This window comes from Denitratimonas organivorans, assembly GCF_037478135.1.
Lineage (GTDB): Bacteria > Pseudomonadota > Gammaproteobacteria > Xanthomonadales > Xanthomonadaceae > Denitratimonas.
The window spans coordinates 166,773-181,484 of sequence record NZ_JBBHDV010000005.1; the positions used below are offsets into that span (position 1 = coordinate 166,773).

A 14,712-nucleotide genomic window follows, 5' to 3' on the forward strand; every position below is an offset into this window, starting at 1 on the left:
CCTGTGCAGAAACCAACCGATGGCGCAACGCAACACGGCAGCCGTCGTGGCGGCTGCCGTGCAATGGCGCGAAGCGATGATCGAACCGGTCAGGGTTGACCGGCATCGGCGTCTTCGCTTGCCGCCTCGATGGGTGACACGCCCCGGGTCGCGCGGCTGTAGCCGTAGAAACCGGCCAACACCTTTTCATAGCCGGCATAGTCGCTGGCCAGCGCGGTTTCAAAACGGGTGGCGCCCAGTTCCACCAGCACGTTGTAGAGCGCCGGATCCTCGTGCAGCGCGTTGAGCGCCTCCCGCACTGCTTCGACATCGGCCGCATCCACGCCGGGGGCGGCGGTGAAGGCCTGACCGGGAAGCTCGGCGCTGCGTTGCAGTTCCACCAGATAGGGGTAGTCCTTGGCCAGATGCACCGGCACCATCGCGCCTTCCACCTCGCCGGCCAGCAGCATCTGCAGGCTGTCGCGCCAGGACACCGCCTCCGAACGCACCGCCGGCTGCGCCACCGGGTTGTCCTCGTACATTTCGGCCAGCAGCGCGAAGCCCAGGCTTGGCGCCGACACGCACGCCACCGGCAGGCCGATCACCGAACGCATGCCCTGCCCCTCGTAATGCGATTGCGCCAGCAGCGCATAGACCGTGGGCTCGGCGATGCGCGCCACCGGCACGAAACCGTTGTGCTGGATGCGGTAGTCGGCGAAATGCGCTTCATCGAAGGCGAAATCCACCGGCAGGTCTTCGCGCAGATCACGCCAATACGCGTGGTAGTTGCGTGACAACACCAGCTCGAAGCGGTGGCCGGTGGTCCGATTGAGGTATTCCACCAGCGGCTTGTAGACCTCTTCGGCCTGCTCGGCCGGATAGGACGGCTCCACCGCCAGGCGATAGCGCGCAGCCGAGGCATCGGCCGCGAACAGGGCCGCGATGCACAGGCCCAGCCTTATTGCTGTTGCGAATCCACTCACGAGCTCCCTCCTGTGGTTTGCCGGAACCGCCCCGCAGCCAGCAGCGCCTTTCCGGTAACGAAGTCACGTTTTCAGGTCAAGTAGACACGCTCGCGCGGCATGGCGCAACGTGAAACCGCAACCACAGACTGATGCCCCGGAGGATCTGCGCGCGCCCCTGATGGTGCAGCACCCGGCCGGCGGCAGGAGCGCAACCGGGAGTGTTGACATCATCGGAGCGAAGCCTTAAATTGCCCAGCTCGCCCGGCCCATCCGGATCGGCGCGACACCTGCCCAGGTGGCGGAATTGGTAGACGCACTAGTTTCAGGTACTAGCGCCGCGAGGCGTGGAGGTTCGAGTCCTCTCTTGGGCACCAAATCACGGTCTTCGGAAACACTCCGCAGCCCAGTTTTCGGGCGGTTAGCTCAGCGGTAGAGCACTGCCTTCACACGGCAGGGGTCACAAGTTCGAACCTTGTACCGCCCACCAGAGAAAACAACGACTTAGGCTCGCTTCGGCGGGCCTTTTTCGTTTTCGCACGGCATTCGTACGGCACTCTGTGCAGCCCGAACATCCCGTCGTCCCAAACCCTCGCACCACTGGCCTGTCCACCCAAGCACAACCGAGATGCTCTTCAGGCGATGTTTGGCAAGCAACGGGCGCTGCATCGACAATGCCCGGATTGCCACAGGACCAGAACCCATGCTCCGACTCTCCCGCCTTGCCTGCATCCTGCTTTTCGCCTGCACCCTGCCGCTCGCCCACGCCGAAGAGCAGGCCGATTCCTCGGTGGCGCGCAAGCTGGACGCCTTCGATACCCCCTATGTCGTCGATGACGATGGCGACTACCGCATCCTGGTCCGGCTTGAAGACGACCGCACCCAATTGGTCTGGGTGCGCAGCCAGGTCCACACCAGCGGCAGCCAGAACATCCGCGAAATCTGGACCTACGGCCTGCGTTCGGAAGAACGCCGCCTCCCGGCCCATATCGCCAACCGGCTGTTGCAGGAAAACTTCGAACTGGTGCAAGGCACCTGGGCGCGCCACGACGGCAACGCGGTACTGGTGATCCGCATCGACGCCGATGCCGAAGCCCGTGTGCTGGACGAATCCATCGATCTGGCCGCCTCGATCGGCGACCGCATGGAACAGCGCCTGGTCAGCGGGGACGAACTGTGAACCAGCGCCGCGACCGCGGCCGGTTGCCGCGGGTATCGGTGGCCACGGTCGTGGTGCGCGACGGAAAAATGCTGTTCGTCGAGGAAGAAAGTGCGCGGGGCCTGGTGCTGAACCAGCCCGCCGGCCATCTGGATCCGGGCGAAACCCTGCTGCAGGCCGCGGTACGTGAAACCATCGAGGAATCGGCCTGGACCGTGCGCCTGACCCATCTGGTCGGGCTCTACCAGTGGCGGGCGCCGGATGGGCAGGACTTCGTGCGCGTGGGATTCGCCGCCGACCCGGTGGAACACGATCCGGCGCGCGAACTGGATACCGGCATCGTGCGCGCACTGTGGCTGTCGCCAGCGGAATTGCGCGCGGAAACGCCTCGCCTGCGCAGCCCGCTGGTGCTGGCACTGGCCGACGACTGGCTGGCCGGCGCGCGTTATCCGCTCGCGATGGCGCGGACGATCGGTATATGAAGCGCTTGCGCCCGGACGCAGCTTCAGCCCTCCCCGTTTGTGGAAACGACACAGCGGCAAGGCCTCGCACATGAAAACCTTCGACGCCATGGTCGGCATTTCCGGCGGCGTGGACTCCTCCGTCGCCGCCTTGCTGCTGCAACGCCAGGGCCTGCGCATCGCCGGCCTGTTCATGCAGAACTGGGACGATGACGGCAGCGGCGACTGCCGCGCCGAGGACGACCGGCGCGATGCGGTGGCGATCTGCGGCCAGCTCGGCATCCCGTTTTTCGCGCGCAATTTCGCCCAGGAATACTGGGCCGGCGTGTTCGAACATTTCCTCGCCGAATACCGCGCCGGCCGCACGCCGAACCCGGATGTGCTGTGCAACCGCGAGATCAAGTTCCGCACCTTCCTCGACGAAGCCCGCGCACTCGGCGCGCAACGCATCGCCACCGGCCACTACGCCCGCGTCGACGAGCACGATGGCCGCTACCGGTTGTTGCGCGCGGTCGACCAGAGCAAGGACCAGACCTATTTCCTGCACGCGCTCGGGCAGGAAGCGCTGGCCTCCACGCTGTTTCCCATCGGTGAACTGCCCAAGGCGCAGGTGCGCGAGCTGGCGCGCGAGGCCGGTTTTTCGGTGCATGCGAAAAAGGATTCGACCGGCATCTGTTTCATCGGCGAACGCGATTTCCGCGACTTCCTCGGCCAGTACATCCCGGCCCGGCCCGGCCCGATCCGCGCCGTGGATGGTGAAACCCTGGGCGAACACGCCGGCGTCTTCTACTACACACTGGGCCAGCGTGAAGGGCTGAACCTGGGCGGCGTCAAAGGCCGCCCGCAGGCGCCGTGGTTCGTGGTCGGCAAGGATGTCGCCGGCAACGTGCTGTACGTGGACCAGGGCCACGACAGCCCGTATCTGCAATCCACCACGCTGCGCGCCTCACAGCCCAGCTTCACCGCCGATGCCGCGCCGGCCACGCAGTTCCGCTGCACCGCCAAGACCCGCTACCGCCAGGCCGATGAAGCCTGCACCGTGGAACGGCTCGCCGATGGCGTGCTTGAAGTGCGCTTCGACCGCCCGCAACGCGCGGTGACACCGGGCCAATCGGTGGTGTTCTACGACGGCGAGGAATGTCTGGGCGGTGCCGTCATCGACAGCACCGATACACCGCTGCAAGGCATCAGCGCTTCAGCCTGAAACACCCGGCTTCGCCCCTTCCCAGCGACGTGACCACGCATGGGAAAACATGGGCATGGGAAAACATGGTGAGTCGGATCGCGCACTCCGTCCTCCTGCTCCACCCGCCATGTCCTGCACCCGCACCGGGCATGAGCGGCCGGCACGCCGACTCACCCCATCCTCACCCAGCGCAGCAGCGTCGCGAAGCTCGGTGGCTTGCCGTGCATCAGCAGGCCGATGCGGAAGACCTTGCCGGCAAACCACACCGCCGCCGCCATCGACGCCACACCGATGCCGATCGACAGCCACACCTGCCAGGTCGGCGGTGGTGTGCTGGAGCCCAGCCGCAGCATCATCACGAACGGATTGACCGGCGGCAGCAGCGACAGCACCGTGGCGAAGGTGGAATTCGGATCGCGGCTGATCGGCATCCACAACATCATCGGCAACATCACCACCAGCATCACCGGGGTCAGCAGCGTCTGCGCCTCGCGCAGTTCGTTCACCGCCGCGCCGATGGCGGCCATCATCGCGGCCAGCACCACGAAGGCGATCAGGAAGAACACCGCCAGATAGAACAGCAGCCACGGATCCAGCAGGCCGGTGGCGGCAAAACTGACCAGCGCCAGTACGCCCAGACCGCCGTACAGCGCCAGCATCAGCGTGGCCACGCCCATCTGCCCGAGGATCTTGCCGGCCATCAGTTCCGTCGGTGATACCGCCGAAAGCAGCACTTCGACCACGCGGCTGGATTTTTCCTCGATGGTGGAGGTCATCAGCTGCTGCCCGCCGGTCATCACCGCGATCAGGATCAGCGCCATGAAAGCCATCGGCAGCAGGCGCGAAGCGATCTCGTTGGCGCTTTTCTCGCCCTCCTCACCGATGGTGCGCGGGGTCGCGCGTGGCACCCGCACCAGCTGGCGCACTTCGCGTGCATCCAGGTCACGCGCGGCCAGCCGGGCATCGACGATGGAAGTCGCCAGCGCGTCGCGCAGTTCATCGATCAGGCGGTCGTCGAGCTTCTTGCGGACGAACAGGTCGTACGTGCCCAGTCCGTCTTCGCCGGCTGTCACCGCATCCGGCGCGATCGCCACCACCGCCAGCGCGGTGTCACTTTCGCGCAATGCCTCCTTGGCCGTTTCCAGCGCAGCGGCGGAGTCCAGCGCATCCAGCGTCAGCGTCGGCACCGCGCCGAGTGCCTGCTCCATTGCAGCCTGCATCGCGTCTTCACCGCCGCTGGCCACCAGCCCGCGCATCGCATCGGGCAAGACCGAGTCCAGCCTGCGCTGCATCTCCACGCGGCGCTGTGCGAAAGCCTGCGGCGAAAGGTGTTCGCGGGCGCGTTCGAGCACCTGGCCGGTGGGGTCGTGGATCGCCACGCTGCCCTCGATCCTGGGCGACTGTTCCTTGAGCAGGAACGGCATCACGACAATCAGCGCGGCGATCATCAGCGGCATGACCAGCAGGCCGATCAGGAATCCCTTGGTCATCACCGTCGCGAGGAATTCGCGCCGGGCGATCTGCAGCGTCTTGGTGATGTTCATGCGGCCCCCTGCGTTGCGGCATCGTTGTTCCCGCCGTGGGCCGTGGCGATTCCGACGAACACGTCCTCAAGGCTGGGCCTTACCAGTTCCAGCCGCGCCGGCGCCACCTGCGCGGCGACGGCCTGCACCATCGCCGGCACGTCCACATCGGGGCTGAAATCCAGCCGCCATCGTCCTTCCTCGCGCGTCATCCGTTCGATGCCCGGCACCGCACGAAAGGCGGTCTGCACGTCCACAGCGGCATTCAATGGTTCGAAATCCAGCGCACGCGGCGTGTGCCGGGCGCGGATCGCGGCAAGCGGATCGTCCAGCACCTTTTCGCCGTTGTGGATCATCACGATGTGCTCGCACAACTGTTCGGCCTGGAACATCACATGGGTGGAAAACAGCACCGTGGTGCCGCTGGCGTGCTGCTCCAGGATCAGTTCCCTGAGCAGGCGCATATTGACCGGATCCAGCCCGCTGAAAGGCTCGTCGAGGATCAGCAGTTCCGGCTGCTGGATCACCGCCGCGATGTACTGCACCTTCTGCTGCATGCCCTTCGACAATTCCTCGCAGCGTTTGCCGAAGGTGTCGCCCAGCCCCATGCGTTCCAGCCAGCGCGTCACCTCGTTTCGTGCCTGCGCCCGCGCCATGCCCTTGAGCACGGCCATGTGCAGCAGGAAGTCACCGACTTTCATCTTGCGGTAGACACCGCGTTCCTCAGGCAGATAACCGATGCGGTCCTTGGCCGCCAGCGCCGAACCGCCGAGCACGCGGATGCTGCCGCTGTCGGGGAACAGGATCGACAGCATCATCCGCAAGGTGGTGCTCTTGCCGGCCCCGTTCGGGCCGATGATCCCGTACAGCGCGCCGCGCGGAACCGACAGCGACAGATCGCGGACGGCGCGTTTGTCGCCGAAGGATTTTTCGACGTGGGAAAGTTCGATGGCAGCAGTCATGACAAGGTATCGGTCTCGGATGCGGGGACAGTAACAGGACGGCATTGCCGCGATAGCGTGACCGGGAACCTCGCATCACCTGGTGGCTACGATGCGAAATCCGCCCGACGCCCTCTGCGCGAATGCACACTGGTGTTGTGGGAATTTCGCCGTTGCCACGGGTGATTGCGCTTCACGTCAGACGCAAGCGGCCGTGGCTGTGGCGAGGGCCGACTCCACGCTGGAACCGCATGGCCTGCGGCCGCTTTTCGCAGAAGCAGGTTCAGATTTTCCCGCAATCCTGATGTCAGCGATCAGCGGGAAAGCCCATCGCGGCCAAGCCCGCTCCCGCGGGAGCACGCTGCCCGCATGCAGATACCGCGCGCACTCAATCCAGCAGCGCGCCCTGCTCCACCAGTTCGCAGATGCGGGCCACTTCGCCATCCATCGCGCGGTCGCGCTGCATGAAGGCGATGTGTTCGCGCAGGCGTGCGTGCACGCGCTGCACGCGCGGCGATGCGTGGAAATCCACGTCCTGCGCAAGTTGCGCCATCAGCTGCGTGCATTCCTCGATGAAGACCGCGTGCTCGGGATGGCCTGGCGGCGGCGCGTTGGAGACCTTGGCGGCCAGTGCGGCGACATCGCCACGCCGTGCCAGCGTGCGCGCCGCTTCGATCATGTCGCGGCGGTAGTCCAGCGCCTGCGCGGCGGTATAAAGCTCCAGCGCCAGCACATGCGAGAGGTCTTGCGTCATGTCCAGCACGTGGCGGGCCTCGTTGGCGCCCATCGAAACGTGATCTTCGGCGTTGGCGCTGGTCGGAATCGAATAGACGCTGGCCGGGTGCGCACGGCTGGCCAGATCATTGACCAGCGCAGCAGAGGTGTACTGCACGATCATGAAACCCGAATCGGTGGCGTCCTCGTTGCCGATCAGGAAAGCCGGCAGGCCATCATTGGTGGCCGGATCCACCAGCTTGTTGAGGCGGCGCTCGGAAATCGATGCCAGCACCGGAATCGCGGCCTTCAGATAGCTCATCGCCAGCGCCAACGGCATGCCGTGGAAGTGTCCGGCGGAAATCACCTGGTCCTCGATCTGGCGCGCATCCGGCGTATCCGGGAACACCAGCGGGTTGTCGGTGACGGCGTTGAGTTCGATCTCGATCACGCGCGTGGCCTGCGCCAAGGCATCACGCACCGCACCGTGCACCTGCGGGATGCAGCGCAGCGAATAGCTGTCCTGCGGCTGGTGCTTCTTGCCGCCACGGAACGGCAGAAAGCGCGTGTAGAAGGCCTCGCGCCCATGCCGCTGCGACGGCGGCAGCCATTCCCAGGCGATATCGAAATGGTGCTGCTGGTCGGCCGGATCGGCCCAGCTTTCCGGCAGCCAGCTGCGGAAACGCGGCACGAGATGATAGGGAATATCGACCAGCGTGGAACCGTCCAGCAGTTCACGCAGGTTCGCGGCCGATTCGACCTGGCCCGGATGCGGGCGCAGTTCGTGCACGCGCTCATCGAAGGCACGGGTGCGGCCGGCGAAGGCTTCCAGCGTCATCGCCGCAGCCAGGTCGGCAGTTTGCAGCAGCTGCTCCATGCGTCCGATGGCGAGCGTGGCCGTTGCCAGCATCTGCGCGGTGCCGTTGTTGAGCGCCAGGCCTTCCTTGAACGACAGCCGCACCGGCGCCAGACCGGCACGTTCCAGCGCCTGCGCGCCGGGCATCCGCTCGCCCTGGTAAAACGCTTCGCCGCCGCCGAGCAGCACGATCGCCAGATGCGACAGCGGCGCCAGATCGCCACTGGCCCCGACCGAACCCTTCTTCGGCACCACCGGCACGATGCCGGCATTGAGCATCGCCGCCAGTGCCTGCAACGTGGAAACCCGGATACCGGAATGGCCGCGCATCAGCGTGTTGATGCGGATCACCAGCATCGCGCGCACCACGTCCGGCGCGAACGGTTCGCCGACGCAGACCGCGTGGGTGATGATCAGATTGCGTTGCAGTTCTTCCAGCAGGCCGCCTTCGGCCTGCTCGCTTCCCGGCAAGCCTTCGCGCGCGCGGCGTGCGCCCAGCAGCTTGTCGGCGTTGCTGCCAAAGCCGGTGCTGACGCCGTAGATCGGCTCCTGCCGTTCGACCTGCGTGGCGAGGAACTGCGCGGCGGCATCCACTTTTTCCAGCTGCGCGGCATCCAGTTCCACCGCTACGCCCTGCTGCGCCACGGCCAGCACCTGGGCCCGGCTGAGCGAACCGCCATCCAACCGCACCAGCGTCATTGGTCGGCTCCGACATTGCCCATGGCGCGGCTCTGTTCCAGCTCCACCCGGAGGCTGCGGCCCAGATCCTCGCGTGCGATCTCGAACTGTTCGCCACGGCGCAGATCCTTGACCGAGACCACGCCACGCGCTTCCTCGTCTTCACCCACGATCACCACGAAACGGATTCCGGCGCGGTCGGCATACTGCATCTGGCGCGCGAGTTTGCGCGGCTCCAGCTGCACTTCGGTGTTCAGCCCGGCGGCGCGCAGCTCGCTGGCGATGGCCAGATAGGTCGGCAGGCGCGCCTCGTCCATCTGGCTGACCAGCACCTCGACCGAACTGTCGGCGGTATCCACCAGACCGGCTTCGCGCAGCTGCCAGAACAGCCGGGTCAGGCCAATCGAGATGCCGACGCCGGGTAGTTTCGACTTGGTGTAATGGCTGGCGAGGTTCTCGTAGCGCCCGCCCGAACAGATCGAGCCGATCTGCGGGTAGTCATCGAGCAGAGTCTCGTAGACGGTGCCGGTGTAGTAGTCCAGGCCGCGCGCGATCGACAGGTTCAGCGCGTAATGGCTTTCCGGCACGCCCAGTGCGCGCACCAGTTCCAGCGTCTGGCGCAGCTCGGCGATGCCTTCGTTGAAGACCTCGCTGCCCTGCCCGAGCGCATCCAGTTTCGCCAGCGCATCGGCATGACCCTGCGAGCGGATCTGCACGAAATCCAGGATCTTCTGCGCCGCCTCGACGGACAGGCCGAAACCTTCGCCGGTCAGGGTTTCGCGCACATAGTCGGCACCGCGCTTGTCGAGCTTGTCGACCTCGCGCAGCACCAGCATCTGCTGCTGCTCATCGGCAACCCCGAGGTTTTCGAAGAAACCGCGCATCAGCTTGCGGTTGTTGAGCTGGATGGTGAACTTGCCGATCGCCAGTTCGTTGAACACCGCGAAGATCACCGCCGGCAGCTCGGCGTCGTAACGCACACTCAGCGCGTCCTTGCCGATCACATCGATATCGCACTGGTAGAACTCGCGGAAGCGCCCGCGCTGGGCACGCTCGCCGCGGTACACGCGCTGCATCTGGTAGCGCCGGAACGGGAAGCTCAGATCGTGCTCGTGTTCGGCGACATAGCGCGCCAGCGGCACGGTGAGATCAAAGCGCAGCGCCAGTTCCGGCGTCGCATTCTCACCTGCTGCGGCATTGGCCAGCGCGCCGGTGGACTGCACGAAATACACCTGTCGCTCGGTCTCGCCACCGCTCTTGGTCAACAGCACTTCGGACAGCTCGAACACCGGCGTTTCCACCGGCAGGAAGCCGAAGCGCTCGAAGTTGCGCCGGATCGTGTCGAGCATCTGCTGGAACGCGATCTGGTCACGCGGCAGCAGCTCCATGATGCCGGGCGGGGTACGGGGCTTGATCAAGGCAGGCTCCAGAAAAATGCGCAGGAAAGGACATCATTCTACCTGCCACGCCACCGCTGCATCGCCCCCGGGCGGCATCCGCGTGATGGGCAGCCCGCCATCCCGTGCTGCCAACGGCCAGCACAGATCAGGCACGCGTCGGGCTTGATCCGGAATGTCACCGGGCCGTACAATGTGCAGCTCGCAGATGTCGGGGTGTAGCTCAGTCTGGTAGAGCGCTACGTTCGGGACGTAGAGGTCGCAGGTTCGAATCCTGTCTCCCCGACCAATCTCACGTTTTCATCGAAAACCCGGCCATGTGCCGGGTTTTTCGTAACTGCACCGTAACTGCAATACAGGCAATCCAGCATCCCTGAAACGTGACTGTGTAACGGTACGCCAGCCGCAGACTCGCTCCGGCTCTCGCCAAGCACTACCAGACCCTGTCAGCCTGGTGCCACTGACCCGCTATGGCACTGCCTGCCATTACGCAGTAGCGGTGATCCAGTTAACAGCGGCAACCGTCTGCGTCCCGACGTTCAGCAGCTCGGCATCATCCAGTTCGACGGCAACGTGATCGCTCATGAGTTCAGTTGGCTCGCGGCTGAACTTCATGGCCATGCCTGCGCAACTTCCATTCCACACAGGTCGAACGGATCGGCAGGCGTGCCGCTCACCCCTCCGCAACCTCGCGCATGGCCGCACGCAATACGTTCTTCGGATCGTTACGGATCGCGCGCAACAAGACCTTGGCTGGGCCGGTCGGTTCCCGGCGGCCTTGCTCCCAGTTCCGCAAGGTGCCCAATGGCACGTCAATTACCGCTGCAAACTTGGCTTGCGACAGCCCGGATGCAGCGCGTACCTCCTTCACTGTGGTCATGGTGTGAAACTCGCGCGATGGTGCGCGCTCGCCGCGCAAAATCTCATCCATCTGCGTGACACTTTCCATAAGCTCGTTGAAAAAGTCGGACACTCGGTTATCTCCAGTTTTCTATTACAGCCTTCAACGCCTTGCGCTGGGCGTCGGTAAGGTCGCTTTGGGCGTTCTTTGGGTAGATCAGCAGCAGCGCGATATGCGACGCGGAAACGAAGTGATAGTAGATGACTCGTGCGCCACCGCTCTTGCCTTGTCCGCCAGTCGAAACCCGCACTTTCCGCAGGCCGCCGGTGCCCTCGATTACAGCGCCAGCATTGGGTTTATCACGCAAGAACGCCTGAAACTTGGCATAGGCATCGTCGTCCAGCAGCTCCTTGACTCTCTTGGTGAACGCTGGGGTTTCAATGAAGATCATCATTGGATGATGCGCCCTTGGCGCACATGCGTCAATGGCGCACTTCCAATTCCGCCATGGCATCGACCAGTCTGCCGGGCGCAAGATGCGCGCACCGCAGGGTCATCTTGATGTCGATCTGCGATTTTATGGCCTGTCTCCCATCCCGGCATCGGCACAAAATTCCACACACACAAATAAAGAAAACGGCCGGGCAAAAGCCCGGCCGTTTGTCTTGCAGCGTATCGCGGTGGATTGCGATCAGAACTCGTAACGCAGAGTCAGCATGGCCGACCAGCGCGACACCAGGCGCGACGGGAAGGCGCTGCTGGCATCGTATTCCCGCACTTCCTGCCAAGTCGGGGAGTTCGGGCTTCCCAGATTGTAGGTGTAGGTGCCGTCGGCATTCACGCCCACCAGGCCCGCCAGCTGACGGGTGTTGTCGGAGAACGTGCCGCCGTAGGTCTGGCCCCAGGACTTCTTGATCATGTTGCCGATGTTGTAGATGTCCAGACGCAGGATCGACTTGTGGCCTTCCATGAAGCCCGGCAGTTCCTGCTGGAAGCTGACGTCGAACTGGTTCACCCACGGATAACGGTCGGCGTGGCGGCCGGCGATCTGGCCACGATGCGAACGCAGGTACTCGTTGCTTTCGATGAAGGACTGGAACGCGGCGATCTGCTCGGCCGTGGCATTGCCGTAGCTGACGATCGGATCGTTCAGCAGCGGGATGTAGGCCGGATCCTGGAAGATACGGTCACCGTTGGCATCGCCGTTGAAGGTCCAGGTGTACGGCAGGCCGGAGTGGCCGGTGTAGAACAGCGAAGCGCTGGTGCGGTAGTCACCGAAGAACGCGCGCTCCCAGCCCAGCGTTGCCTTGAACGAATCGCGGACCTGGCGACCGGCAGTGGTCGTGAACTCCTGATTCGGATTGATGCGCGAGACGTACTGGTAGCTCGACCACGCCTGCGAACTGCCGTCCGAAGCCACTTCCTTGGCATCGGTGAAGGTGTAGCTGATGCTGCCGAACCAGTTGTCCGACATCGGCTTGGTCAGCGCCAGGGTCAGGGCCGAGGACTTGCCCTTGTTGGTGTTGCCCAGCAGGGTCGAGTTGTAGTTGAAGCCCGGAACGGCACCGCAGTTCTTGTTCGAGTTGCTGTTGCCGGCACCCATGGTGCACCAGTAGCTGGCGCGGCCATCGGCCAGCGTACCCTGCGCTTCACCGATGTTCAGCGCCTGATAGAACACGGCGTTCTTGGCCTGGATCTGCTGGTACTCGACGGTACCGATCAGGCCGTACCACGGCAGTTCGGCGTCGTAGCCCAGGCTGATCTTGTAGACCGACGGCAGCTTGAAGTCAGGATCGATGACGTCCATCTGCGCCAGGCCGGACACGCTCAGATCGTCCGGGATCGGCTGGTTGTACGGATCCGGGCTGAACGGGTACAGGTCCGGGTTGGACGAGTTGAACGCCGCTGCGGTCACGCCGTTGTTCTGGTACGGGTTGGCCATCCACACGAACGGCGGGATGCTCTGGAACACGCCCGCACCACCACGCAGCTGCGAGTAGCGCTCGGTATCGAACTGGTAGTTGAACGAGAAGCGCGGCATGACGATCTTGTTGTCGGAGCCCAGCTTGTAGTCGTTCGGGAAGCCGAAGGTCTGCTCGAAGGTCGGGTGACGCGGCGGTGCCTTGTCGGCCTTCGGGATGTTGATGCGCACACCGAAGGTCATCGACAGGTTGTCGGTGGCCTGCCAGGTGTCCTGGATGTACGGGCTGAACTGCTCGTACACCAGCGCGGCGGCGGTGTCGGCTTCGCTGAAGCCGCCGACCGGGCGACGCACCGAGTAGTTGCTGTAGTTGCCGGCAGCGAAATCCTCGATGCTGGCGAAGGTGTACACGCCATGCAGGTCACGGCCGTACAGGTTCAGCACGTCGTGTTCCTGGTAATCGAAACCACCCTTGATGGTGTGGTTGGCGGCGTAATAGGTACCGAACAGCGAGACCGACAGCCTTTCGGTGTTGATCTTGTTCTCGTGGCGGTTGCGGTCCTCACCGATGGCGATACCGGTGCTGTCGCTGGTGGCCACGATGTTGGCGGTGCCGACGTTGATCGCCGGGCCATCATTGAAGGTGTTGCCGTTTTCCTGATCGAACTTCTGGTGGCTGACCTTGAATTCGGTGCTGAAGTTCGTGGTCCAGTCACTGAACAGCTGGAACGAGGTGTTCTTGGTGACGTTGTCGATGTTGTACCAGCGGCTGCTCAGTGCGACCGAGTTGTTGGTGATGTTGTACGGAGAAGGACGGTTCTCCTCGGTCTGCTGGTAGGTCAGGCTGGCGCGGTGGTTGTCGCTGATGTTCCAGTCCAGCTTGCCCAGATAGCGCTTGTTCTCCAGGTTCACGCCGAGGTTGCCGTAGACACCCGGGTCAATGCCCCAGACGTTGCGTGCAATGTCGATCACCTGGTCGATTTCGGCCTGGGTAATCGCACCACGCGAGAAGGCGTCGGTGGAGGAGGCGCCACCGAAGTCCTTGATGGTCTGCTCTTCGTACGAACCGAAGAAGAACAGGCGGTCCTTCAGCAGCGGACCACCGAAGGTCAGGCCCTTGGTGATGTCGGTATCGAACAGGTTGTAGTCCTGGCCATCGCGGCTGCCGACCATGTTCTCGGCGTCCTTGTACACGTAGTACAGCGAGCCGTGGAATTCGTTGGTACCGGACTTGGTCACCGCGTTGATCGTGGCGCCCACGGTGTCGGCGGCAACGTCGTAGTCGGAAACCTTGATGTCATAGGCCTCGATGGTGTCCACCGAGATCGGGCTGCCGGTGTACGGCATGCCGTTGGAGTTCAGGCCGAACGGGTCGCCCTGCGACAGGCCGTCCACCGAGATGGTGTTGTAGCGGTTGTTGACGCCGGCCACCGAGATCGAGCCGGAAGCCTGGTCGATCACAGAGACGCGCGGATCAAGACGGGCAACGTCGTCGATCGAGCGGCTGGAAAGCGGGATCAGATCCAGCTGGCGACCATCGACCGAGGTGCCCACACCGGTATTTTCCTGCGAGAAGATCATCGACCCGGTGGAAGCCACCACCTGGATGGCTTCCAGCGAGGTTGCATCGGCGTCCAGATCCATGTTCAGCGCGGAGGTCTCACCCAGCGACAGGAACACGTTTTCATTGGACTCGCCCCGGAAACCGTCACGCGTGACGGTGACCTGGTAGGGACCACCCACGCGCAGACCACGTGCGGTGTAGCGACCCTGCGCGTCGGTGACGGCGCGGCTGGTCGTACCCGACGGGGTGTGCACGATGATGACTTCAGCACCGGCCAGCGGCGCACCCTCGTTGTCGGTCACGCGGCCAGCGAGGTTCGAGGAAGTCTGCTGGGCGTAGACCGGCGAGGTCATCAGCAGAATGGCGAGAGCGCCAGCAAGACGCTTTACACGGAGCTGTTTTTTCATGGGTAATCCCTAGAAGTTGCCTGACGTTTCTTACGTTGGGTGCGCGATGCAACCGGCGCGAAAAACCATGGCCTCACCGACACCTGCGTGCCTGCGAGAGCCATTTCCTGCCCTGCGAAATTG

The 14,712-nt window shown here is 64.0% G+C and carries 12 protein-coding genes and 3 tRNA genes; 6 read left to right on the forward strand and 9 right to left on the reverse strand.

The window, feature by feature from the left end; genetic code table 11:
• Positions 1-89: 89 nt before the first annotated feature.
• Entirely contained in the window at positions 90-962 is an 873-nt protein-coding gene (locus WDB66_RS07385) for a phosphate/phosphite/phosphonate ABC transporter substrate-binding protein (RefSeq protein WP_339397899.1), read from the reverse strand.
• 271 nt (positions 963-1,233) lie between these two features.
• Between WDB66_RS07385 and WDB66_RS07390 the strand changes: the two genes are divergently transcribed.
• From WDB66_RS07390 to mnmA, 5 genes are all read left to right on the forward strand, one after another.
• Positions 1,234-1,318: transfer RNA gene (locus WDB66_RS07390), tRNA-Leu, on the forward strand.
• A 38-nt stretch (positions 1,319-1,356) separates the two neighbouring features.
• Positions 1,357-1,431 (forward strand) — tRNA-Val (locus tag WDB66_RS07395).
• A 213-nt stretch (positions 1,432-1,644) separates the two neighbouring features.
• Entirely contained in the window at positions 1,645-2,121 is a 477-nt protein-coding gene (locus WDB66_RS07400) for a hypothetical protein (protein WP_339397900.1), read from the forward strand.
• Positions 2,118-2,582 carry an NUDIX hydrolase gene (locus WDB66_RS07405; RefSeq protein WP_339397901.1) on the forward strand — a complete coding sequence of 155 codons (465 nt, stop codon included), beginning with the start codon at positions 2,118-2,120 and terminating at the stop codon, positions 2,580-2,582. The genes WDB66_RS07400 and WDB66_RS07405 overlap by 4 nt, the downstream gene beginning before the upstream one ends.
• A gap of 70 nt (positions 2,583-2,652) precedes the next feature.
• Complete coding sequence (mnmA, locus tag WDB66_RS07410) at positions 2,653-3,765, forward strand: tRNA 2-thiouridine(34) synthase MnmA (RefSeq protein WP_339397902.1); 1,113 nt, start codon at positions 2,653-2,655, stop codon at positions 3,763-3,765.
• A gap of 152 nt (positions 3,766-3,917) precedes the next feature.
• On the opposite strand, the gene WDB66_RS07415 is transcribed toward mnmA, so the two are convergent.
• From WDB66_RS07415 to hisS, 4 genes are all read right to left on the reverse strand, one after another.
• A complete protein-coding gene (locus WDB66_RS07415) occupies positions 3,918-5,291 on the reverse strand; it encodes an ABC transporter permease (RefSeq protein ID WP_339397903.1) in 1,374 nt (457 codons plus the stop codon).
• Complete coding sequence (locus WDB66_RS07420; protein ID WP_339397904.1) at positions 5,288-6,232, reverse strand: ABC transporter ATP-binding protein; 945 nt, start codon at positions 6,230-6,232, stop codon at positions 5,288-5,290. Before WDB66_RS07420 ends, WDB66_RS07415 begins: the two co-directional genes overlap by 4 nt.
• A 367-nt stretch (positions 6,233-6,599) precedes the next feature.
• Positions 6,600-8,480 carry an HAL/PAL/TAL family ammonia-lyase gene (locus WDB66_RS07425; protein ID WP_339397905.1) on the reverse strand — a complete coding sequence of 627 codons (1,881 nt, stop codon included), beginning with the start codon at positions 8,478-8,480 and terminating at the stop codon, positions 6,600-6,602.
• Complete coding sequence (gene hisS / locus WDB66_RS07430) at positions 8,477-9,877, reverse strand: histidine--tRNA ligase (protein ID WP_339397906.1); 1,401 nt, start codon at positions 9,875-9,877, stop codon at positions 8,477-8,479. Before hisS ends, WDB66_RS07425 begins: the two co-directional genes overlap by 4 nt.
• Before the next feature lie 191 nt (positions 9,878-10,068).
• On the opposite strand from hisS, the gene WDB66_RS07435 reads away from it, so the two are divergent.
• Positions 10,069-10,145 (forward strand) — tRNA-Pro (locus WDB66_RS07435).
• A 197-nt stretch (positions 10,146-10,342) separates the two neighbouring features.
• On the opposite strand, the gene WDB66_RS07440 is transcribed toward WDB66_RS07435, so the two are convergent.
• The 4 genes from WDB66_RS07440 to WDB66_RS07455 all read right to left on the reverse strand — a co-directional run bounded on the left by WDB66_RS07440 (position 10,343) and on the right by WDB66_RS07455 (position 14,589).
• Positions 10,343-10,471, reverse strand: coding sequence for a hypothetical protein (locus tag WDB66_RS07440; RefSeq protein WP_339397907.1), 129 nt, complete (start codon positions 10,469-10,471; stop codon positions 10,343-10,345).
• Positions 10,472-10,529: 58 nt separating this feature from the next.
• Positions 10,530-10,829 (reverse strand): helix-turn-helix domain-containing protein, encoded by a 300-nt coding sequence (locus WDB66_RS07445; protein WP_345786370.1) that lies wholly within the window; start codon positions 10,827-10,829, stop codon positions 10,530-10,532.
• A gap of 4 nt (positions 10,830-10,833) precedes the next feature.
• Positions 10,834-11,151, reverse strand: a complete 318-nt coding sequence (locus tag WDB66_RS07450) for a type II toxin-antitoxin system RelE/ParE family toxin (RefSeq protein WP_339397908.1) — start codon at positions 11,149-11,151, stop codon at positions 10,834-10,836.
• Between the two features lie 237 nt (positions 11,152-11,388).
• Positions 11,389-14,589: a TonB-dependent receptor gene (locus tag WDB66_RS07455; RefSeq protein WP_339397909.1), complete on the reverse strand. Its 3,201-nt coding sequence runs from the start codon at positions 14,587-14,589 to the stop codon at positions 11,389-11,391.
• Positions 14,590-14,712 lie beyond the last annotated feature (123 nt).

Coding starts and splice junctions, on each gene's coding strand:
- mnmA (WP_339397902.1), top strand. CDS start 2,653: ATGAAAACCTTCGACGCCATGGTCGGCATTTCCGGCGGCGTGGACTCC.
- WDB66_RS07455 (WP_339397909.1), bottom strand. CDS start 14,589: ATGAAAAAACAGCTCCGTGTAAAGCGTCTTGCTGGCGCTCTCGCCATT.
- WDB66_RS07400 (WP_339397900.1), top strand. CDS start 1,645: ATGCTCCGACTCTCCCGCCTTGCCTGCATCCTGCTTTTCGCCTGCACC.
- WDB66_RS07425 (WP_339397905.1), bottom strand. CDS start 8,480: ATGACGCTGGTGCGGTTGGATGGCGGTTCGCTCAGCCGGGCCCAGGTG.
- WDB66_RS07415 (WP_339397903.1), bottom strand. CDS start 5,291: ATGAACATCACCAAGACGCTGCAGATCGCCCGGCGCGAATTCCTCGCG.
- WDB66_RS07440 (WP_339397907.1), bottom strand. CDS start 10,471: ATGAAGTTCAGCCGCGAGCCAACTGAACTCATGAGCGATCACGTTGCC.
- WDB66_RS07450 (WP_339397908.1), bottom strand. CDS start 11,151: ATGATGATCTTCATTGAAACCCCAGCGTTCACCAAGAGAGTCAAGGAG.
- WDB66_RS07420 (WP_339397904.1), bottom strand. CDS start 6,232: ATGACTGCTGCCATCGAACTTTCCCACGTCGAAAAATCCTTCGGCGAC.